Source organism: Thermus sp. FJN-A (genome assembly GCF_054655095.1).
Genome location: NZ_BAAHSC010000174.1, coordinates 50,194 through 68,489, shown reverse-complemented (window position 1 = coordinate 68,489; position 18,296 = coordinate 50,194). Strand labels below are relative to the sequence as shown.

At 70.4% G+C, this 18,296-nt stretch carries 18 protein-coding genes and 1 pseudogene; 10 read left to right on the top strand and 9 right to left on the bottom strand.

Annotated elements, in window-relative coordinates:
- Nucleotides 1–90: 90 nt before the first annotated feature.
- Genes glmM through rnr form a run of 5 tightly spaced genes read left to right on the top strand, consistent with a single transcriptional unit; the run spans nucleotide 91 to nucleotide 5,577 of the window.
- On the top strand, nucleotides 91–1,404 hold the full coding sequence (gene glmM / locus ACYQ0J_RS05925; RefSeq protein WP_460171253.1) for a phosphoglucosamine mutase: 1,314 nt from the start codon (nucleotides 91–93) through the stop codon (nucleotides 1,402–1,404).
- Nucleotides 1,405–1,413: 9 nt separating this feature from the next.
- Nucleotides 1,414–1,701 carry a ribosome-binding factor A gene (locus ACYQ0J_RS05920; RefSeq protein ID WP_460171252.1) on the top strand — a complete coding sequence of 96 codons (288 nt, stop codon included), beginning with the start codon at nucleotides 1,414–1,416 and terminating at the stop codon, nucleotides 1,699–1,701.
- Nucleotides 1,680–2,078, top strand: a complete 399-nt coding sequence (locus ACYQ0J_RS05915; protein ID WP_460171251.1) for an acyl-CoA thioesterase — start codon at nucleotides 1,680–1,682, stop codon at nucleotides 2,076–2,078. Before ACYQ0J_RS05920 ends, ACYQ0J_RS05915 begins: the two co-directional genes overlap by 22 nt.
- A 9-nt stretch (nucleotides 2,079–2,087) precedes the next feature.
- The gene (locus ACYQ0J_RS05910) at nucleotides 2,088–3,332 is read left to right on the top strand and encodes an aspartate aminotransferase family protein (protein ID WP_460171250.1); all 1,245 of its coding nucleotides are present in this window, start codon (nucleotides 2,088–2,090) and stop codon (nucleotides 3,330–3,332) included.
- A 1-nt stretch (nucleotide 3,333) separates the two neighbouring features.
- Entirely contained in the window at nucleotides 3,334–5,577 is a 2,244-nt protein-coding gene (rnr, locus tag ACYQ0J_RS05905; protein ID WP_460171249.1) for a ribonuclease R, read from the top strand.
- Here the strand turns inward: rnr and amrB are convergent.
- Together amrB and ACYQ0J_RS05895 are read right to left on the bottom strand one after the other, a co-directional pair.
- A complete protein-coding gene (amrB, locus tag ACYQ0J_RS05900) occupies nucleotides 5,574–6,695 on the bottom strand; it encodes an AmmeMemoRadiSam system protein B (RefSeq protein ID WP_460171248.1) in 1,122 nt (373 codons plus the stop codon). The two genes, rnr and amrB, sit on opposite strands and share 4 nt — an antisense overlap.
- Nucleotides 6,670–7,947 carry an HDIG domain-containing metalloprotein gene (locus ACYQ0J_RS05895; RefSeq protein WP_460171496.1) on the bottom strand — a complete coding sequence of 426 codons (1,278 nt, stop codon included), beginning with the start codon at nucleotides 7,945–7,947 and terminating at the stop codon, nucleotides 6,670–6,672. Before ACYQ0J_RS05895 ends, amrB begins: the two co-directional genes overlap by 26 nt.
- On the opposite strand from ACYQ0J_RS05895, the gene coaE reads away from it, so the two are divergent.
- From coaE to ACYQ0J_RS05875, 4 genes are read left to right on the top strand one after another with little or no spacing between them, the layout of a single operon-like run.
- Entirely contained in the window at nucleotides 7,948–8,553 is a 606-nt protein-coding gene (coaE, locus tag ACYQ0J_RS05890; protein WP_460171247.1) for a dephospho-CoA kinase, read from the top strand.
- A 4-nt stretch (nucleotides 8,554–8,557) separates the two neighbouring features.
- Entirely contained in the window at nucleotides 8,558–9,244 is a 687-nt protein-coding gene (locus ACYQ0J_RS05885) for an SDR family oxidoreductase (RefSeq protein WP_460171246.1), read from the top strand.
- A 9-nt stretch (nucleotides 9,245–9,253) separates the two neighbouring features.
- Nucleotides 9,254–9,661, top strand: a complete 408-nt coding sequence (locus ACYQ0J_RS05880) for a SufE family protein (RefSeq protein ID WP_460171245.1) — start codon at nucleotides 9,254–9,256, stop codon at nucleotides 9,659–9,661.
- Between the two features lie 3 nt (nucleotides 9,662–9,664).
- Nucleotides 9,665–10,195 carry a glycerol-3-phosphate acyltransferase gene (locus ACYQ0J_RS05875; protein WP_460171244.1) on the top strand — a complete coding sequence of 177 codons (531 nt, stop codon included), beginning with the start codon at nucleotides 9,665–9,667 and terminating at the stop codon, nucleotides 10,193–10,195.
- Between the two features lie 53 nt (nucleotides 10,196–10,248).
- On the opposite strand, the gene ACYQ0J_RS05870 is transcribed toward ACYQ0J_RS05875, so the two are convergent.
- The 7 genes and pseudogenes from ACYQ0J_RS05870 to ACYQ0J_RS05840 form a co-directional block, all read right to left on the bottom strand.
- Nucleotides 10,249–11,316 carry a branched-chain amino acid ABC transporter permease gene (locus tag ACYQ0J_RS05870; protein ID WP_460171243.1) on the bottom strand — a complete coding sequence of 356 codons (1,068 nt, stop codon included), beginning with the start codon at nucleotides 11,314–11,316 and terminating at the stop codon, nucleotides 10,249–10,251.
- A 1-nt stretch (nucleotide 11,317) separates the two neighbouring features.
- Nucleotides 11,318–13,171, bottom strand: coding sequence for an AMP-binding protein (locus tag ACYQ0J_RS05865; RefSeq protein ID WP_460171242.1), 1,854 nt, complete (start codon nucleotides 13,169–13,171; stop codon nucleotides 11,318–11,320).
- Between the two features lie 6 nt (nucleotides 13,172–13,177).
- A complete protein-coding gene (locus tag ACYQ0J_RS05860) occupies nucleotides 13,178–13,405 on the bottom strand; it encodes an ABC transporter ATP-binding protein C-terminal domain-containing protein (protein WP_460171495.1) in 228 nt (75 codons plus the stop codon).
- Nucleotides 13,406–13,411: 6 nt separating this feature from the next.
- Nucleotides 13,412–13,921: pseudogene (locus tag ACYQ0J_RS05855) on the bottom strand (ATP-binding cassette domain-containing protein); the annotation flags it as partial.
- On the bottom strand, nucleotides 13,918–14,694 hold the full coding sequence (locus ACYQ0J_RS05850; RefSeq protein ID WP_460171241.1) for an ABC transporter ATP-binding protein: 777 nt from the start codon (nucleotides 14,692–14,694) through the stop codon (nucleotides 13,918–13,920). The pseudogene ACYQ0J_RS05855 and the gene ACYQ0J_RS05850, both read right to left, overlap by 4 nt.
- Entirely contained in the window at nucleotides 14,694–15,569 is an 876-nt protein-coding gene (locus ACYQ0J_RS05845; RefSeq protein ID WP_460171240.1) for a branched-chain amino acid ABC transporter permease, read from the bottom strand. Before ACYQ0J_RS05845 ends, ACYQ0J_RS05850 begins: the two co-directional genes overlap by 1 nt.
- Nucleotides 15,570–15,584: 15 nt before the next feature.
- Nucleotides 15,585–16,769, bottom strand: a complete 1,185-nt coding sequence (locus ACYQ0J_RS05840) for an ABC transporter substrate-binding protein (RefSeq protein WP_460171239.1) — start codon at nucleotides 16,767–16,769, stop codon at nucleotides 15,585–15,587.
- A gap of 93 nt (nucleotides 16,770–16,862) precedes the next feature.
- On the opposite strand from ACYQ0J_RS05840, the gene ACYQ0J_RS05835 reads away from it, so the two are divergent.
- Complete coding sequence (locus ACYQ0J_RS05835; RefSeq protein WP_460171238.1) at nucleotides 16,863–18,290, top strand: lyase family protein; 1,428 nt, start codon at nucleotides 16,863–16,865, stop codon at nucleotides 18,288–18,290.
- Nucleotides 18,291–18,296: the final 6 nt, after the last annotated feature.

Here is an 18,296-nt window from a genome sequence, read left to right as displayed (position 1 = left end):
TTGCTCAGCGCCCTGAGTAGGGTCAGGGGCGACCACGGGCAGGTCAAGCCCCCCATGTGCCCCGGGTGGCCCTGAGGTATAGTCCTCCCCATGAGGCGCTACTTCGGCACCGACGGGGTGCGAGGGGAGGCGGGCAAACCCCCCCTCACCCCGGAGTTCGTCCTAAGGCTCGGCCAGGCGGCGGGGGCCTACTTCCGGGCCCAGGAGGCTAGGCCCGTGGTGCTCCTCGCCAAGGACACCCGGGAGTCCTCGGACCTGCTGGAGGCCGCCTTGGCGGCGGGGCTTTTGAGCCAGGGGGTGCGGGTGGAGCACCTCGGGGTCCTCCCCACCCCGGGGGTCGCCCACCTCACCAAGGCCCTCAAGGCCACGGCGGGGGCGGTGATCTCGGCGAGCCATAACCCCTACCAGGACAACGGCATCAAGTTCTTCGGGCCCGCGGGGGAAAAGCTCCCCGACGAGGCCGAGGAGGAGATAGAGCGCCTTCTCCTGGAGGACCACCCCACCCGGGGCATCGGCACCGTGGGGGACTTCCGGGAAGCGGAGAGGATGTACCTGGACTTCCTCCTCGCCCACGCCCCGGACCTCACGGGGCTCAAGGTGGGCCTGGACCTGGCCCACGGGGCCACCTACCGCCTCGGGCCCAAGCTCTTCCAGAAGGCGGGGGCCGAGGTCATGGCCTTCTTCAACACCCCGGACGGCAGGAACATCAACCGGGCCTGCGGCTCCACCCACCCCGAGGCCCTAGCCCGCTTCGTGGTGGAGCTTGGGCTGGACCTGGGAATCGCCTTTGATGGGGACGGGGACCGGGTGCAGCTCATAGACCGCAAGGGGCGCCTCTTCCACGGGGACCACGTCCTCTACCTCGCCGCCTTGGCCTTTGGGGAAAAGGGGGTGGTGGGGACGGTGATGAGCAACATGGGCCTGGAGGTGGCCCTGAAGGAGAGGGGCCTCGCCTTCCACCGGGCGGCGGTGGGGGACCGGTACGTCCTGGAGAAGCTTAAGGAGACGGGCCTCGCTCTGGGGGGGGAGCCCTCGGGGCACGTGATCTTCCTCCGCCACCACACCACGGGGGACGGCCTCCTCACCGCCCTCCTCACCCTGAGGGCCCTAAAGGCCCTGGGCGGGGACCTTTCCGACTGGTACGAGGCCCTGCCCATGTATCCCCAGGTCCTCCTGAACGTGCGGGTTTCCGACAAGGAAAAGGTGATGGCCCATCCCAGGCTCCGCGAGGCCCTGGCCGAGGCCGAGAGGCGGCTGGGAGGCCGGGGCCGGGTGAACGTCCGCCCTTCGGGGACCGAGCCCCTCGTCCGGGTGATGGTGGAGGCGGAGGAGGGGGCGGAGGAGGTGGCCCGGGGGCTTGTCGAGGTGGTGGCCTCCCTAGACCGGGGGCAGGGGCCGGGGTAGGATGGGGACGTGAGCTACGGGAGGGCCCACCTGGAGGAAAGGCTCCTTCGGGCCCTGGCCGAGGCCGTGGGAGAGCTTGAGGACCCGAGGCTCTTCCTCCTCACCGTGGAGGCGGTGCGCCTCTCCCCGGATGGGGGGGTGCTTTCCGTCTACGTGGAGGCCTTTGGGGAGGAGGAGAGGGCCTTGGCGGCCCTGCGCCATGCGCAAAGGAGGCTTCTTGCCGCCCTGGCCAAGAGGGTGCGCCTGCGCCGCCTGCCCAGGTTGGAGTTCTTGCCGTGGAGAGCGTCACCCGCATAAAGGTCCGCTACGCCGAGACCGACCAGATGGGGGTGGTCCACCACTCGGTCTACGCCGTCTACCTGGAGGCCGCCCGGGTGGACTTCCTGGAGAGGGCCGGGCTCCCCTACCACCTCGTGGAGGCGAGGGGGGTGTTCTTCCCGGTGGTGGAGCTCGGCCTCACCTTCCGCGCCCCGGCCCGCTTCGGGGAGGAGGTGGAGGTCAAAACCCGCCTCGCCGAGCTCTCCTCCCGGGCCCTCCTCTTCCGCTACCGGGTGGAGCGGGAGGGGGTCCTCCTCGCCGAGGGCTTCACCCGCCACCTCTGCCAGGTGGGGGGAAGGGCAGCCCGCATCCCGGAGGACATCCACCGGGCCTTGAGCGTGCTACAATTAAAGTAGCATTGGGGCATGGACTTGGACGCCTTTACCCTCTTTGAGCGGCATATCAACCCAGGCCTTGCTGGACTCCTTCGCTTCACCGGGCTGGACCGGGTGGAGGCCCACGCGGAAGGCCCCTACGTGTGGGACACCACGGGCAAGCGCTACCTGGACTTCCTGGGCCTCTACGGCACCCTGAACCTGGGCCACCGCCACCCCAAGGTGGTGGAGGCGGTGAAGCGCCAGCTTGACCGCATGCCCATGTCCGTGCGGGTGCTGGTCTCCGAGCCCACGGCCCGCCTTGCGGCGAGGCTTGCCGAGATCACCCCGGAGGGCTTAGAGATGGTCTTCTTCGGCAACTCCGGGGCCGAGGCGGTGGAGGCGGCCATCAAGCTGGCCCGGGCCTACACCGGAAAGCCGGGGATCATCACCACCCAGGGGGGGTTCCACGGGAAGACCATGGGGGCGCTTTCCCTCACCCCCAAGCCCGAGTACCAGGACCCCGCAAGACCCCTCCTCCCCGGGGTCAAGGTGGTGCCCTACGGGGACCTAGAGGCCCTGGAGGCCGCCATGGACGAGGCCACGGCCGCGGTCATCGTGGAGCCCATCCAGGGGGAGGGGGGCATCCGGGTGCCCCCCGAGGGGTACCTGAGGGGGGTGCGGGAGCTCACCAAGAGGCGGGGCGTCCTCATGATCGCCGACGAGGTGCAGACGGGCCTCGGCCGCACGGGGAAGCTCTTCGGGGTGGACTGGGAGGGGGTTTCCCCGGACCTCATGACCCTGGCCAAGGCCTTGGGGGGCGGGGTGATGCCCATCGGGGCCTGCGTGGGCCGGCGGGAGGTCTTTGAGGTCTTCAAGGGAAACCCCCTCTTCCACTCCTCCACCTTCGGGGGCAACCCCCTGGCGGCGGCGGCGGCCCTGGCGGCCATCCAGGTCACCCTGGAGGAGAACCTGCCGGAAAGGGCCCTGGAGCTCGGCGGCTACCTGATGGAGGGGCTGAAGGCCCTGAAGCAGGCCTTCCCCCACCTCATGGAGGACGTGCGGGGGCGGGGGCTTATGCTGGGCGTGGAGTTCGCCGATGCCGACATCGGCGCCCTGGTGGTGGCGGAGCTGGCGGAAAGGGGCGTCATCACCGCCTTCGGCCTGAACAACCCCAAGGTGGTGCGCCTCGAGCCCCCCCTCATCATCGGCAAGGAGCACGTGGACGAGGCCCTCGCCGCCTTCTCGGAGGCCCTGGAGGCCACGGAAAAGGCCCTCGAGGGCCTGCTGGGATAGAATGCAGGAAACGCTGCTGGAGTTTTTCAAAAAGACCGGGAAGCCCCACAGGCTAGAGGAGATCCTTCACCGCTTTGGCCTTTCCAAGAGGGAGGCCAAGGGCTACCTGGGGGCCCTGGTCCGGGAAGGCCTCCTGGAGAAAAAGGGAAGCCACTACTTCCTCCCCCAACGGGTCCAGGGCCCCATCAGCCTCCACCGGGACGGGTACGGCTTCGTCCGCCTCCCCGAGGGGGACCTCTTCATCCCCCCGGGCTACACCCGGGACGCTTGGCCGGGTGACCTGGTGGAGGCCCGCCTCATGCCTCCGGGCCGGGACGGGAGGGCCTGGGGGGTGGTGGAGCGCATCTTAAAGCGGGCCCGGGAGCGGGTGGTGGGAAGGCTGGACTTCCGCAAGGGGTACGCCGTCCTCCTCCCCGACGAGCCCGGGTTGCCCGAGCTCAGGCTTCTTCCCGAGGGGCTGGAGGGCCTAAAGCGGGGAAGCCGCCTCGTGGTGAAGGTCCACTACGGGAAGCGTCCCTTTGGGGAGTTTTTGGCCTACCTAGGGGAAGGGGACGCCCCCGAGACGGAGACGGAGGCGGTCATCGCCAAGTATGGCCTCCGCGCCCACTTCCCGGAGGAGGTGCTAAAGGAGGCGGAGGCCATCCCCCTGGAGATCCCCGAGGCCGAGCTCAGGAGGCGGGAGGACTTCCGGGGCCTCAGGGTCTTCACCGTGGACGGGGTGGACGCCAAGGACTTTGACGACGCCATCCACGTGGAGCGCCTTCCCGGGGGATACCGGGTAGGGGTCCACATCGCCGACGTTTCCCACTACGTGAGGGAGGGGAGCCTCCTGGACCAGGAGGCCTTCCTCCGGGGGACCAGCGTCTACCTGCCGGGGAGGGTGCTCCCCATGCTCCCCGAGAGGCTCTCCAACGGGGTCTGCTCCCTCAAGCCCCTGGAGGACCGCCTCGTCCTCTCCGTCCTGGTGGACCTCAGCGAGGACCTGGAGGTCAAGCGGGTGCGCTTCGCCGAAGGGGTCATAAGGAGCGTGGCCCGCACCACCTACACCGAGGTGGAGGCCTTCGCCGAGGGGTTTGGCCTTCCCGAGGAGCACGCCTTTCTGGCCGAGGACCTGAGGCTCCTCCTGGACCTCACCCAAAGGCTGCGGCAGAAGCGCCTGGCGGCAGGCTCCTTGGACTTCAACTTCCCCGAGGTGAAGGTGGAGGTGGAAGAGGGCACCCTGCGCCTCATCCCTCAGGAGGAGCCCAGGGCGCGAAGCCTCATTGAGGAGCTCATGCTCCTGGCCAACCAGATGGTGGCGGCGTACCTGGTGCGGCGGGGCCTCCCCGGGCTCTTCCGGGTGCACGAGGAGCCCCTGGAAACGGCCTACGCCAAGCTCAGGCAGGCCCTGGCCCGCCTCGGGTACACCCTCCCCGAGAAGCTCTCCCCCAAGGCCTTGCAAAGGGTGCTCCTGGAGGCCAAGGGCCGCCCCGAGGAGCCGGTGGTGGCGGGCCTGGTGCTCCGCTCCTTGCGGCTTGCCCGCTACGCGGCGGAGAACCTGGGGCACTTCGGCCTGGCCATGGAGCACTACCTGCACTTCACGAGCCCCATCCGCCGCTACCCGGACCTGGTGGTCCACCGGGTGCTCAAGGCGGCCCTAAGGCGCACCCTCACCCCGGCCCGGAAGGCCCGCTGGCAGGAGACCTTTCCCCAGGTGGCCGAGCACGCCTCGGAGATGGAGCGGAAGGCGGAGGCTGCGGAAAGGGAGCTCACCAAGTACTACATGGCCAAGTGGGCGGAGCTTTACCTGGGCCACCGCTTCCTGGGCAAGGTGACGGGGGTGGCGAGCTTCGGGGCCTTCGTCACCCTGCCTAACGGGGTGGAGGGCCTGGTGCGCCTCGAGGCCCTGGGACCCTTCACCTACAGCGAGGAGGCCATGGCCCTCCTCGGCCCCAAGGGGAAGAGGATTCGCCTGGGGGACGAGATGGAGGTGGTGATCGCCGCCGCCAACCCCAGGCTCAGGCAGGTGGACCTGGTGCCCTACGCGGAAGCCCAAGGGGAAGGGAAGACCCCAGGCAAGAGGAAGAAGGAAAAGGAGGAGGATATGCGCAAGGTGGTAGGACCCCCTAGGGAACGAGGCCGGGACGACCGGCCCGAGCGGGCCACGGTGCACACCGTCTACTTCGGGGAATGGTCCCCCAAGGAAGGAAAGCCCGAGGGGCACCGCCCGGCCCAGACCCGCCCCAAGCGGCGCAGGCGGCGCTAAGGCCCGCCGAAGACCAGGGTGGCCGCCCCCACCGCGCTTAAGGTGGGGGCTTCCAGGTCCAGGCGGTAGGCCAGGACCTGGCCCTCCCTTCCCGCCAGGAGGGGGGTGAGGCTGGCCACCACCTCCACCGCGTCCACGCGGGTGGGGTTGGCCCCCAGGTGGCGGAGGGCGCCCTCGGGCTCCCCCCGGGCCAACCGCTCCAGGAAGCCCAGGTCCCGCCTCCTCGCCTCCTGGGCCAAGGGGCGGGAGAGGGGGGCATCGCCAAAGCGGGGCCCCACGTGGGAGAGGTCCACCGCCAGGACCAGGAGGCCGGGGAAGTCCCCCTGCACCACCTTCAGGGCCTCGCCTAGCTCCGGGGTTCTCCTCCCCACCAGGAGGGGGAGCACCTTGGCCTTTGGGAAGGCCCCCTTGAGGAAGAGGAGGGGGAGTTCCAGGCTGTGCTCCTCCCGGAAGGCCAGGGGGGTGTTGAAGAGCTCAAAGGGGAGGAGGGCGTCCAGGGCCTGGAGGGCGGGGAGGTCCGGCAGGGCGGGGCCGAAGGGGGTGTGGAAGGGCACGGGAAGCGCCGCGGCCCCCTCCTTTAGGGGCCGGTGGGCCACCCCCACCAGGTAGACGCGCTCGGGCTCAGGGGTCCTCTCCAAGGCGGCCAGGGCGGCCCCGTAGACCTCGGGGACGCGGGAGGGCTCCAGGTGGGGCAGGAGGAGGGCCTCCCCACCCCTGGCCTCCCCGTAGAAGCTGGCCCGGAAAGCCTCCAGGAAGGCCCGGGCCTCCTTTTCCCCTTCCGGGTAGGATAGCCCCGCCAGGCGCATGGGCCGCTCCTTCTTGAGCTTCGCCTCCTCCTCCTTGAGCCTCGCCTCCACCTCTTCCGTGAGGAGAAGGCCCGCCTCCTCCAGGGCCTTGGCCAGCTCCTCTAGCTCCTTCCTGGGCACCAGGACCCCGTGGCGCTTGAACACCTCCTCCTGCATCTCCTCCAGGGTCCTTCCCTCCAGGAGGGAGAGGAGGAAGAGCCCCCCTTCCGTGAGGGCCAGGGGCTTCTCGTACACCCCGTAGGGGTCGGAGACCAGGAAGCCCCCCGCCACGGGGGTGATCTGGGGCTCACGGATCCGGTAGCGGCCTTCCATGCTCCCCCCAATATAGGAGAAAGGCCCGGGCCTCCTCCGGGGTCTTCACCTGGCCCGAGGCCTGGGCCTCGAGGAGGGCCTTAAGCGCCCTCCCCACCTCGGGGCCCGGGTCCAGGCCCAAGAGGGCCATCACCGCTTCGCCCGAGAGGAGGGGTCTTTCCGGGAGGGGCTCCCTCAGGGCCTCCTGGTAGCGCCCGAGCACCGCCCAGGCCTCGGCTTCCACGCCCCTTGTGGCCAGGCGGTCCGCGGCCATGAGGTAGGGGAGGGCGGGGAGGAGGTCCTGGCGGCGGAGGAAGAAGCGGCGAAGCGCCCCCCTCTCCTCCGGGGGGCGGTCCATGTGGCGGCGCACCAGGGCCGAGGCCTTCTCCACGGTCTCCCGGGGAAACCGGAGCCAGAAGAGGCCCGCCTTGGCGATCTCCGCCCCCACCTCCGCGTGGCCCAGGAAGCGGAACCGCCCCACCTCGGGGTCGAAGCGGCGGGTAAGGGGCTTGCCCGCGTCGTGGTAGAGGGCGGCCAGGCGGGCCTCGAGGGGGGCCTCGGGCCAGAGCCAGAGGAGGTGGAAGACCACGCTCAGGGTGTGCTCCCAGGCCGGGAGGTGGTGCACCCCCCCTTGGTGGAGGCCCACGAGGGGAAGGAGCTCCGGCAGGTAGACCCCGAGGAGCCCGGTGGCCTCCAGGAGGCGGAGGCCGAAGGCGGCCCTGGGGGAGAGGAGGAGCTTGGTGAACTCCTCCTTGACCCGTTCCCTGGCGGGGAGGGCCTCGGGGTGGGCCTGGAGGAACTGGGCGTGGCGGTAAAGGGCCTCCCGGGTCCCCTGGGGAAGCCCGAAGCCCAAGGCGGCGGCGAGGCGCACCCCCCGGAGGCTCCGGAGGTGGTCTTGGTAGAGGTTTTCCTCCCGCACGGGGACGAGGAGGCGCCGCCTCAGGTCCTCCCCCGCCCCGGGAAGCCCGAAGACCTTCCCCCGCACCCAGGCGAGGGCGTTCACGCGGTAGTCCCGCCGGAGGAGGTCCGCCTCCAGGCTTTCCCCCAAGGGGGTGAAGTCCAGGGTGAGGGGGCCCGCCACCAGGCGGAAGTGGCCCCTCCTGGGGTCCAGGGAAAAGAGGGTGCCCCCGTAGTGGCCTTGGGCCTCGAGGGCCGCCCCCTCCGGGTCCAGGGCGGCGTAGTCCAGGTCCTTAGGCCCTTTCCCCAGGAGGAGGTCCCGCACCGCCCCGCCCACGGGGAAGGCCCCTTTGGGGGTATAAAAGGGGAAGTCCATATGGCGGATAAGGCGGAGCACCCCATCATTATCGGCCTCACCGGGAACATCGGGAGCGGCAAAAGCACCGTGTCGGCCCTCCTTCGGGGCATGGGCTACCCCGTGCTGGACGCGGACGCCTTGGCGGAAAGGGCCCGGGAGGCGAAGAAGCCCGAGCTCAAACGCCTCTTCCCCGAGGCCTTCCGGGGGGAGGAGCTGGACCGGAGGGCCTTGGCGGCCCTGGTCTTCGCCGACCCCGAGCGCCTACGGGCCCTGGAGGCCCTGATCCACCCCGAGGTGGAGCGGCTTTTGCGGGAGGAGCTCGCCCGTCTGGAGGCGCCCCTGGTCTTCCTGGAAATCCCCCTCCTCTTGGAAAAGGGCTGGGAGAAGCGCCTCCACGGGGTGGTCCTGGTGGTGGCCCCCCTGGAGGAAAGGGTGAAGCGGGTCATGGCCCGCTCCGGGCTATCCCGGGAGGAGGTCCTGGCCCGGGAGCGGGCCCAGATGCCCGAGGAGGAGAAGCTCAGGCGCGCCACCTGGGTGGTGGCCAACACGGGAAGCCTGGAGGCGCTTAGGGAGAAGGTGGAGGCCCTGCTTGGGGAGATCCGGGCCCGGTATGGGCTATCCTGAGCCCATGCGCGCCGTGCTCATCTCGGGGGCGAGCCGGGGCATCGGGGAGGCCACGGCCCGCCTCCTCCACGGAAGGGGCTACGGGGTGGGGCTTCTGGCCCGGGACGGGGCCAGGCTTTCCGCCTTGGCCCAGGAGCTCGGGGAAGGGGCCCTCCCCCTCCCCGGGGACGTGCGCCGGGCGGGGGACTGGGAACGGGCCGTGGCCCAGATGGAAAGGGCCTTCGGCGGGCTTTTCGCCCTGGTCAACAACGCGGGCATCGGCCTCATGAAACCCGTGGCCGAGCTCACGGAGGCGGAGGTGCGGGAGGTCTTGGAGGTGAACCTCCTCGGGCCCTTCCTGGGGCTCAAGGCCGCCCTGCCCCTCCTGGAGCGCGCCCGCGGGGTGATGGTGAACGTGGGGAGCCTGGCGGGGAAAAACCCCTTCAAGGGCGGGGCCGCCTACAACGCCAGCAAGTTCGGCCTCCTGGGCCTCATGGGGGCGGCCATGCTGGAGCTGCGGGAGGCGGGCATCCGGGTGGTCAACCTCCTGCCGGGCTCCGTGGACACGGGCTTCGCCGGAAACACCCCGGGGGCCGCCTGGAAGCTCGCCCCCGAGGACGTGGCCCAGGCGGTCCTCTTCGCCCTGGAGATGCCGGAAAGGGCCCTGGTGAGCGAGATGGAGCTCCGCCCCACCCGGCCTCCCAGGGGCTAGACTTAGGGCATGGGACTGCCCCAGCGCCTGGAGGAGGCCCTGGGCCTCCTTCGCTCCCTCCCCCGGGAGCTCAAGGCCCAGGTTCTCTTGGATTACGCCAAGAAGGTATCCTCCCCGCCCCCGGGAGTGGAGCTGGAGCGGGTGCACGAGTGCCAAACCCCCTTCTTCCTCAAGGCGGAGGTGGAGGAGGGCAGGGTGCGCCTCCACTTCTTCGTGCCCGACGAGGCCCCCACGGTGAAGGCCTTTGCCGGCCTCCTGAAGGAGGGCCTCGAGGGGGAACCCCCGGAGGCCGTCCTGGCGGTGCCCCCCACCTTCTACCGGGGGGCGGGGCTTGAGGACCTCCTCACCCCTTTGCGCCTGCGGGGCCTCGAGGCCGCCCTCCTCCGCCTCCAGGAGCAGGTGCGAAGGGCCCTCTAGCCCGTGCTCCTGGCCCTTCTCCTCGGCTACCTCCTGGGAAGCCTCCCCATCGCCTTCTGGTTTGGCGCCCTAAGGGGGAGGGATCTCCTGCGGGAGGGCTCCGGCCACCCCGGGGCCCTGAACGCCTACCGGGTTTTGGGGCCGGTGCCGGGCCTCATGGTCCTCTTCCTGGACGCCTTCAAGGGGGCCTTGGCCGTGGCCCTGGGCGAGGGGGTGGCGGGGGACCCTTTGGGAGGGCTTGTGGGGGGGGTGGGGGCGGTGTGGGGGCAGGCCTTCTCCCCCTGGCTCCTCTTCCGGGGGGGTACGGCCCTAGCCACGGGGTCGGGGGTGCTCCTGGCCGTGGACCCGCGGCTTCTCCTGGCCGCCCTCGCCCTCTTTGGCCTCCTCGCCCTCCTTTCCCGCAGGCCGAAGCGGGCGGTCTTGGCGGTGGCCTTGGCCCTCCCACTCCTTGCCGCGGCCCTGGAGGGCACGGGGGCCCACCTCCTCTTCGCCTTGGGGGTAGGCCTCCCCCTGGCCCTCCGCTCGGGCCGCTAGGGCCTTGCCGCTTGGCCTCTTTCCCGGCCGGCTTGGGCCAGCAGGGGGTGGTGTCAGTAAGGAAGGGGCCAGGTGCGGAAGTAATTGCGCACCCGCCCCCAGAGCCCCACCAGGCCCAGGGGCTCCAGGATGAGGAAGAGGAGGATCAGGAGGCCGAAGACCACGTTGCGCCAGGCGGCCAGGGTGGCCGCGTACTGGGGCCCCAGGGCCCCCACGAAGCTGTTGAGCACCTCCGGGATCAGGAGGACGAAGAAGGCCCCCAAAACGGCCCCGAGCACCGTCCCCGCCCCGCCCACGATCACCATGGCCAGGTACTGGACGCTCACGGTGAAGGGGAAGTACTCCGGGGTCACCGCCTTGTAGAGCTGGGCCAAAAGCCCCCCGGCCACCCCGGCGTAGAAGGCGGAGAGGGCGAAGGCGAGGAGCTTCACCCGGGTGAGGTCCACCCCGGCCACCCGGGCGGAGAGGTCGTTGTCCCGCACCGCCATGAAGGCCCTCCCGGCGCGGGTCATGAGGAGGCGCTTGGCGTAGAGGAAGAGGGGCAGGGCGAAGAGGAGGACCAGGTACCAAAGCTTCTCCGGGGTGTCCAGGCTTAAGCCCAGGACCTCAGGGGGAGGGAGGGTCCGGCCCCGGATCCCCCCGGTCACCGCCTCCCAGTTCTTGAAGACGTAGTCCGCCAGGAACTGGAAGGCCAGGGTGGCGATGGCCAGGTACACCCCCTTGATGCGCAAGGAGGGGAGGGCCAGCACCATCCCCAAGAGGGCGGCGACCCCCCCGCCCAAGAGGATGCCCAAGGGGACCAGGGGCCCGAAGAGGTGGCTTGCCGCATAGGCCCCCACCCCCATGAAGGCCGCGTGGCCCAGGGAGATCTGCCCCGCCCCCCCCACCAGGAGGTGGAGGCCCAGGGCGGAGAGGGCCCCGATGGCCACCAGGGTGGCCACGTACATGGGGTAAGGCCCGAGGAGGAGGGGCAGGAGGAGCAGGAGGGCCAGGAAAGCCCCCAGGGCCACCCGGCCCAAGGGGGTGCTGGCGTAGGCCTCGTCCTCCCGGTAGGTCTCCCGCACCGCCCGGGCAAACCGGCGGCTAAAGGCGTCGGTGAGGCGCTTGGAGAGGGCGTACATCCTAAACCTCCTGCACCTCCAAGGTGGCCTGGAGCCGGCCTTCCCCTTCCAGGTAGCGGATGGGCAGGCTCACCTCCACCCGGCCCCCTTCCCCGTAGAGGGCCTGGATGACCGGGCCGTAGCGGGCCTCCACCACCTGACGGCGCACCTTCCGGGTGCGGGTGATCTCCTCGTCGTCCGGGTGGAGCTCCTTGGGCAGGATGGCGAAGCGTTGGATCCTCAGCTTCTCGGGCAGGGTCTTGTTCACCATGCGGATCTCCTCGGCGATGAGGGCCCGGACCTCGGGGCGCTCGGTGAGGGAGAGGTAGGTGGTGAAGGGGATGCCCCGCCGCCTCGCCCAGTTCTGCACGTTCTCGGGGTCCAGCTCAACGAGGGCGCTCACGAAGGGCTTGCCGTGGCCCAGGACCACGGCCTCCCGGATGTAGGGGGAGTACTTGAGGCGGTTTTCCAGGAACTGGGGGGCGAAGCGGGTCCCGTCCTCTAGGGCCCCCACCTCCTTGACCCGGCCCAGGATCACCAGGTGCCCCCGCTCGTCAAAGAACCCCGCGTCCCCGGTGCGAAAGAAGCCGTCCGGGGCGAAGCTCTCCGCCGTGGCCTCCTCCTGGCGGAAGTAGCCCTGGAAGACCTGGGGCCCCCGCACCTGGATCTCCCCCTCCTCGCTGAGGCGCACCTCCGTGTGGGGAAGCGGGGGGCCCACGGTCTCCGGGGGGGCGTCCCCCGTGGCGTGGGCGGTGGTGGCGGCGGCGGTCTCCGACTGGCCGTAGACCTGGCGGATGTCCAGACCCAGGGCGCGGAAGAAGGTGAAGACCTCGTGGCCCAGGGGGGCCCCGCCCGTGACGGCGATGCGGCAGGCGGCAAGCCCGAGCCTCGCCCTTAGGGGCCGGGCGATGAGGGGGTAGAAGAGGGCCCGCTTGAGGTTGAGCCAAAGCCCCACCCTTTCCCCGCGGAACTCCCGGCTTGCCCCTTCCCAAAGGGCCCCCATTCCCACCCGGTAGAAGAAGGCCTTGAGGAGATCGGCGTCGGCCATGCGGCTTTGGATGAGGCTCGCCATGTCCTCCCAGAGCCTGGGGGGGGCCAGGAAGAAGTCGGGCTGCACCTCCTTGAGGTCCTCCTTAAGCGTGGTGGGGTCCTCGGGGAAGTGGACGGTGGAGCCCTCCACCAGGCTCTGCACCACGGTGAGCATCTGCTCCCCGATCCAGGGGAGGGGCAAGTAGCTGAAGACCCAGGCCCCCCGTTGGAAGCCCAGGGCCTGGCGCAGGGCCTCGTGGCCTGCCAGGAGGTTTTGGTGGGAGAGCATGGCGAGCTTGCTCCGCCCCGTGGTGCCGGAGGTGGGGGCGAGGAGGGCGGTCTCCTGGGGGCGGCGCCCCTTTAGGGCCTCTTCCCCCACCTTGGGGTCCCCGAAGGCCTGGCTGAAGCGGCGCACCTTGCCCTGGAAATGGCGGGTCATGCCCGCCTCCTCCCAAACCAGGACGAAGTCCAGGAGGTGGAGGTAGGGGTAGACCTTGTCCAGCTGCTCCTCGTCGGCCACCACCATGCCCCTCGCCCCGGTGAACTCCAGGAAGTAGCCCACCTCCTCGGGCATGGCGTCGGGGTAGATGCCCATGGGCAGGGCCCCCAGGGCCTGGGCGGCGAGCTCCGCCTCCACCCACTCCGGGGCGTTGTGGCCCAGGATGGCGAGCACCTCCCCCTCCCGGAGCCCCAGGGCGGCGAGGCCGCCCGCCAGGCTCAGGGTCCTATGCCAGAGGTCTTCCCACGAGGTCTTCTGCCACACCCCAAGCCGCTTGACCCGTAGCGCGGGGGCCTTGGGCCTTTCCCGGGCGTGGCGGTACAGGTGGTCGAGGAGGGTGCCTTCCATCTCCCTTCACCCTTGGCCCAGGTAGGCTTCCACCACCTTGGGGTCCCGGCGCACCTCCGCAGGGGGGCCATAGTACAGCACCTCCCCGTAGGAGAGGACCAGGACCCGCTCCGAGAGCTCCAAGACCGCCCGGAGGTCGTGCTCCACCCAAAGGAGGGTGGTGCCCCACTCCTCCCGGGCGTCCAGGAGGAAGCGGGCCAGGTCCTGCTTTTCCTCCAGGGAAAGCCCGGCCATGGGCTCGTCCAGGAGGAGGAGCCTGGGCCTGCCCGCCAGGGCTCTCGCCACCTCCACCCGCTTTTGCAAGCCGTAAGGGAGCATCCCCGCGGGGGCGTGGCGGAAGGGGGAGAGGTGGAGGTAGTCCAGGACCTCCTCCGCCCAGGCCCTTAGGCGCCACTCCCTCTCCGCCCGGGGCAGGGCCAGGGGATAGGCGGGAAGGGCCAGCTCCGCCCCCAGCTTGACGTTGTCCAGGACGCTCATCCCCCGGAAGATCTCGAGCCCTTGGAAGGTGCGCCCCAGGCCCATCCGGGCCCTTTCCTGGGGGCTTTTCCCCTTGAGGTCTTGCCCCAGGAAGCGCACGCTTCCCCTATCGGGCTCGTAGACGCCGGAGAGGACGTTGAGAAGCGTGGTCTTGCCCGCGCCGTTTGGGCCGATCACCGCGAAGAACTCCCCCTCCGCCACGGAAAACTCCACCCCCGCGAGGGCCTTTACCCCCTTGAAGGAGAGGTGGAGGTTTTGGACTTCGAGGATCACACCCACCGCTTCCTCCTCCGGTACCGCCGGGCCTGGCGGAACCCCACCTCCTCCTTGCCCAGGTAGAACTCCATCACGTCCTGGTCCTCCTGGGCCGTGCGGGCATCCCCGTCAAACACCACCCGGCCCCGCTCCAGGACGTAGACCCTATCCACGATGGAGAGGGCCGCCCTGGCGTTCTGCTCCACGAGGAGGAGGGAGAGCCCCTTTTCCCGCCTTAGGGTATCCAGGGTGCGCATCACCTCCTCCACCAGCTTGGGGGCGAGGCCTAGGGAGGGCTCGTCCACCACCAGGATCTTCGGCCTCGTGAGGAGGGCCATGCCCAAAAGGAGCATCTGCTGCTCGCCCCCTGAGAGGTAGCCCGCCTGCTCGTGGCGCCGCTCGTAGAGGCGGGGAAAGCGGGCGAAGACCTCCTCCATCCCCTCCTTGAGCTCCCTGGGGGAAAGGCGGTGCCCCGCCGCCACCAGGTTCTCCACCGGGGTGAGGTAGCGGAAGAGGGGCCTGCCCTCCAGGACAGCGGTGAGGCCCATCCGGGAGATCCCCACCGGGTCCAGGTGGGTGGCCTCCTGGCCCAGGAGCCGCACCTTCCCGTCCAGGACCCGCCCCTCAAACTTGGGCAATAGCCCCGCCACCGCCCGCACCAGGGAGCTTTTGCCCGCCCCGTTCGGGCCCAGGAGGGCCACCGCCTCCCCTTCCTGCACCTCCAGGGACACCCCGTCCAGGGCCAGGATCACCCCCCGGTAGACCACCTTCAGGTTCTCCACGGAAAGCATCACACCCTCTCGATCTGGCGCTCCCCGAAGAGGCCGTAGGGCCGGAGCAGGACCACGAGGAGCACCACCACGAAGGGCAGGGCCTCGGTGAGGCCGGGGAGGTGAGCTTCCAGGTAGCGCTGGGAGAGGGCCTCGAGGGCCCCCAGCAGGAACCCGGCCACCAGGGCCCCGCCCACAGAGTCCAGCCCCCCCAGGATGGCCACGGGGAAGACCTTGAGGCCAAAGTAGACCAGGTTGTACCCCACCCCGCCGGCCACGGCCAGGAGGGCCCCCGCCAGGGTGGCGAGGAGGGCGGAAAGCCCCCAGACCCCGGCCAGGATGCGGGCGGTGGGGATGCCGAGGGCCAAGGCCGCCACCTCCCGCTCGGAGATGGCCCGCACCAGGATGCCGTGGCGGCTTTTCCGGAGGAGCCAGAGGAGGCCGAGGCCGATGGGCAGGGCCAGGAGGAGGTTCCACACCGCGCGGGAGGGGACGAAGAGGCCGCCCGCCTCAAAGCCCAGGTCGGGGAGGCTCCCCGGGAGGTACTTGAGGTCCGGGCCCCAGAGGAGCTGCACCCCCCCGTCCAAGGCGGCGGCGAGGCCGATGGTGGCCATGATGACCGCCACCACGTTCCGCCCCAGGAGGGGCCGCACGAAGCCCCGCTCCACCAGGACCCCGAAGAGGAAGGCCAGGGGCAAGGCGGCGAGGAGGGCTAGGGGAAGGGGGAGGAGGAGGGCGAAGGTATAGGTGAGGTAGGCTCCCACCAGCAGGAACTCGCCGATGGCGAAGTTGACCACGCTGGTGGCCCGGTACACGAGGACGAACCCCAGGGCCAGGAGGCCGTAAAGGGCCCCGTTGGCCAACCCCCCCAGGAGGTAAGGAAGGATGTCGGGCATGCTTCCCCGGAAGCCTCAGGCCAGCTTGAGCCAGTCGGTGATGGCGTTGAAGCGCCCGTCCCGGACGCTCGCCCGGTAGAGCTTGGTGTAGGGGATGCGGTGGTCCACGAACTGGAAGCCCCGCGTCAAGCCCAGGGCGTTGTAGTCCCCGATCTTCCCCAGGTGCTCCACCACCCCGGCGCGGGTGAGCTTCCCCGCCTGGGCGGCCCGGCGCATGGCCTCCGCCACCCCCAGGACCACCGCCAGGCTCCCCATGTAGTAGGTGGTGCGGTAGGAGGTGTCCCGGCCCTTCCGCTGGCGGAAGCGGCGCATCTCCTCCACGGCGGGCACCAGGGTGTCGTACCAGTAGGCGTTGTGGTAGGTCACGGTGAAGCCCTCGGCCGCAGGCCCCGCCCGCTGGATGAGGATGAGCTCCGCCGAGTAGTAGGTGCCCATGAACTGGGCCCTAAGCCCCTGCTCCCTTGCGGCCCTCAGGATCAGGGGTTCCGCGGAGAGGGCGTACCCTTGCAGGATGACGAAGTCGGGGTTGGCCCGGCGCAGGTTCAGGACCACGGGGGTGGCATCGGTAAAGGCGGGAGGCGTGACCTCCTCGTGGACCACCTCCATCCCCAGGGCCTTGGCCCGCTCCTTGGCGTAGGGGATGGGGTCGCGGCCGAACTCGGTGTTGGAGTACACGAGGGCGATCCGGGCCCGGCCCTTCTGCAGGCGGATCTGGCGGAGGAGGGCCTCCATCATGTCGTTGTAGGTGGGACCGAACACGAAGATGGTGGGGTAGGTCTTGGGGTCGGCGAGCTCGCTGGCGAAGCTGGTGGCGGAGTAGGGGAGGTTGATCCGGGCGATCTCCGGGGCCAGGGCCTTGGAGAGGCCCGTGGAGTCCCCGTAGACGAAGAGGAGCTCCTCGGGCCGCTCCCGGGCGATCACCCGGTTGAAGGCGGCCGTGCCCTTGGCCACGTCGTAGCCCGTGTCCTCCACGATGAGCTCCAGCCTGCGCCCCCCGATCCCCCCCAGGACCTCGTTCACGTAGTCCGCCCCGTCCACGAACCCCTCGCGCCCGGCGTTGCCCGCGAAGGCGAAGGGCCCGGTGAGGGGGAGGAGGGCGGCGAGCTTCACGGGCCGGGCCTGGGCGGTGGCGAAGTAGGGCATGCCCCAGGCCGCCAGCGACCCCACACCTAGCTTGGCCAAAAACTCCCTGCGCTTCATGCTTGCCTCCTTTCCGGTTGTGCTTGGGCCAAACATAACACGCCCCCGGCCATCCGGCAAGCCCCCTGGGCGAGGAGGCTCTAGGATAGACCCATGCGCTGGCATGCGGTCTACCGCCGCTTCGTCCTGGGTCGGCACTACCGGTTTGCCCGGGAGGAACTGGTGCCCCACTTCTTCGATGCCCTCACCGCCTATGCCCTGGAGCTGGCCCGCCTGGGGGTGCCGTGGGCCGAGGAGGCGGTGAAGGCCCTACGGGAGCTCCGCACCCTGCCCCTACCCAGCTTCACCGGGGAGGTGGAGGACGTGTTCTTCTCCATCCAGGCCCAGCTCCAGGAGCACTGGGGGGAGGAGGTGGCGGGGGCGGTGCGCCGGGGCCTTTCCCGCAACGACCTGGACCTCACCGTCTTCCGCACCTACCTGCGCGACCAGGTGCTCCGGCTTCTGGGGAGCTTCCTGCGCCTGCGGGGCGCCTTGCTCAGGGTAGCCAGGACCTATGCCGGGGTGGCCCTCATCCTCCGCACCCACCACCGCCCGGCCCAGCCCGCCACCTTGGACCACTACCTCCTGGGGGTGGAGGGGCTTCTGGCCCGGGACTACGGCCGCCTGGTCCACGCCCTGGCCACCCTGGACTGCTCTCCCCTGGGGGCCAGCGCCCTGGCGGGAAGCCCCTACCCCGTGGACCGGGCCCGCCTGGCGGAACTGTTGGGGTTTGCCGCCCCGGTGGAGAACACCCTGGACGCGGTGGCCTCGGGGGACTACGCCTGGGAGCTGGCCACGGCGCTTGCGGGCCTGGGGGCGAGCCTTTCCCGTCTTCTCACCGACCTTCTCTTCTGGGCGGAGCGGGGGGCCTTCGTGGTGGGGGAGCGCCTGGCCCAGGGCTCCAGCTTCATGCCCCAGAAGCGGAACCCCGTGGTCTTAGAGCACGCCCGCATCTACGCCGGGCACCTCCTGGGCGGGGCCAGCACCCTGGCCTTTCTCAACCACAACACCCCCTTCACCGACCTCAACGACCACTCCACCGGGGTGCTGGAGCCCCTGTCGGCCCTCCTGCAAAGCGCCGAGGCGGCCTTGGAGCTGGTGCGGGTGGCCCTCGAGGAGAGCCGCTTTGAGCCCCAGCTCCTCCTGGAGGAACTCTCCCCCGAGGTCCTGGCCTCGGAGGCGGTGGACCTCCTGGTGCGCAAGGGGGTGCCCCTCGCCGAGGCCTACCGGCGGGTGCAGGGGGCCTTGCCCGGGGTCAGGCCGGAGCTTTTGGGCGTGGAGCGGGAGGAGCTCATCGCCTGGATGGCCCTCGAGGGCTTCTTCGCCCGCAGGGAGGTGCTGGGCGGGGTGGGGCCGAGGGCGCGGGCCGAGGCCCTGGCGCGGGCCAGGAAGCGCCTGCGAGAGGACCGCAAGGCCCTAGCCGCCCTGCGGGCCCGGGTGCGGCTGGCCCGGCTGGCCCTGGCGCACCACCTCAAGCCGAAGGAAGGCCAGGAGGCTCCGAAGGAGGAGGGGCAGGTAGAAGGCGAGGAGGAGGCCCAGTAGCCCCTG

Coding starts and splice junctions, on each gene's coding strand:
- glmM (WP_460171253.1), top strand. CDS start 91: ATGAGGCGCTACTTCGGCACCGACGGGGTGCGAGGGGAGGCGGGCAAA.
- ACYQ0J_RS05910 (WP_460171250.1), top strand. CDS start 2,088: ATGGACTTGGACGCCTTTACCCTCTTTGAGCGGCATATCAACCCAGGC.
- rnr (WP_460171249.1), top strand. CDS start 3,334: ATGCAGGAAACGCTGCTGGAGTTTTTCAAAAAGACCGGGAAGCCCCAC.
- amrB (WP_460171248.1), bottom strand. CDS start 6,695: ATGGAAGGCCGCTACCGGATCCGTGAGCCCCAGATCACCCCCGTGGCG.
- ACYQ0J_RS05895 (WP_460171496.1), bottom strand. CDS start 7,947: ATGGACTTCCCCTTTTATACCCCCAAAGGGGCCTTCCCCGTGGGCGGG.
- coaE (WP_460171247.1), top strand. CDS start 7,948: ATGGCGGATAAGGCGGAGCACCCCATCATTATCGGCCTCACCGGGAAC.
- ACYQ0J_RS05885 (WP_460171246.1), top strand. CDS start 8,558: ATGCGCGCCGTGCTCATCTCGGGGGCGAGCCGGGGCATCGGGGAGGCC.
- ACYQ0J_RS05880 (WP_460171245.1), top strand. CDS start 9,254: ATGGGACTGCCCCAGCGCCTGGAGGAGGCCCTGGGCCTCCTTCGCTCC.
- ACYQ0J_RS05870 (WP_460171243.1), bottom strand. CDS start 11,316: ATGTACGCCCTCTCCAAGCGCCTCACCGACGCCTTTAGCCGCCGGTTT.
- ACYQ0J_RS05865 (WP_460171242.1), bottom strand. CDS start 13,171: ATGGAAGGCACCCTCCTCGACCACCTGTACCGCCACGCCCGGGAAAGG.
- ACYQ0J_RS05860 (WP_460171495.1), bottom strand. CDS start 13,405: ATGGCCGGGCTTTCCCTGGAGGAAAAGCAGGACCTGGCCCGCTTCCTC.
- ACYQ0J_RS05850 (WP_460171241.1), bottom strand. CDS start 14,694: ATGCTTTCCGTGGAGAACCTGAAGGTGGTCTACCGGGGGGTGATCCTG.
- ACYQ0J_RS05845 (WP_460171240.1), bottom strand. CDS start 15,569: ATGCCCGACATCCTTCCTTACCTCCTGGGGGGGTTGGCCAACGGGGCC.
- ACYQ0J_RS05840 (WP_460171239.1), bottom strand. CDS start 16,769: ATGAAGCGCAGGGAGTTTTTGGCCAAGCTAGGTGTGGGGTCGCTGGCG.
- ACYQ0J_RS05835 (WP_460171238.1), top strand. CDS start 16,863: ATGCGCTGGCATGCGGTCTACCGCCGCTTCGTCCTGGGTCGGCACTAC.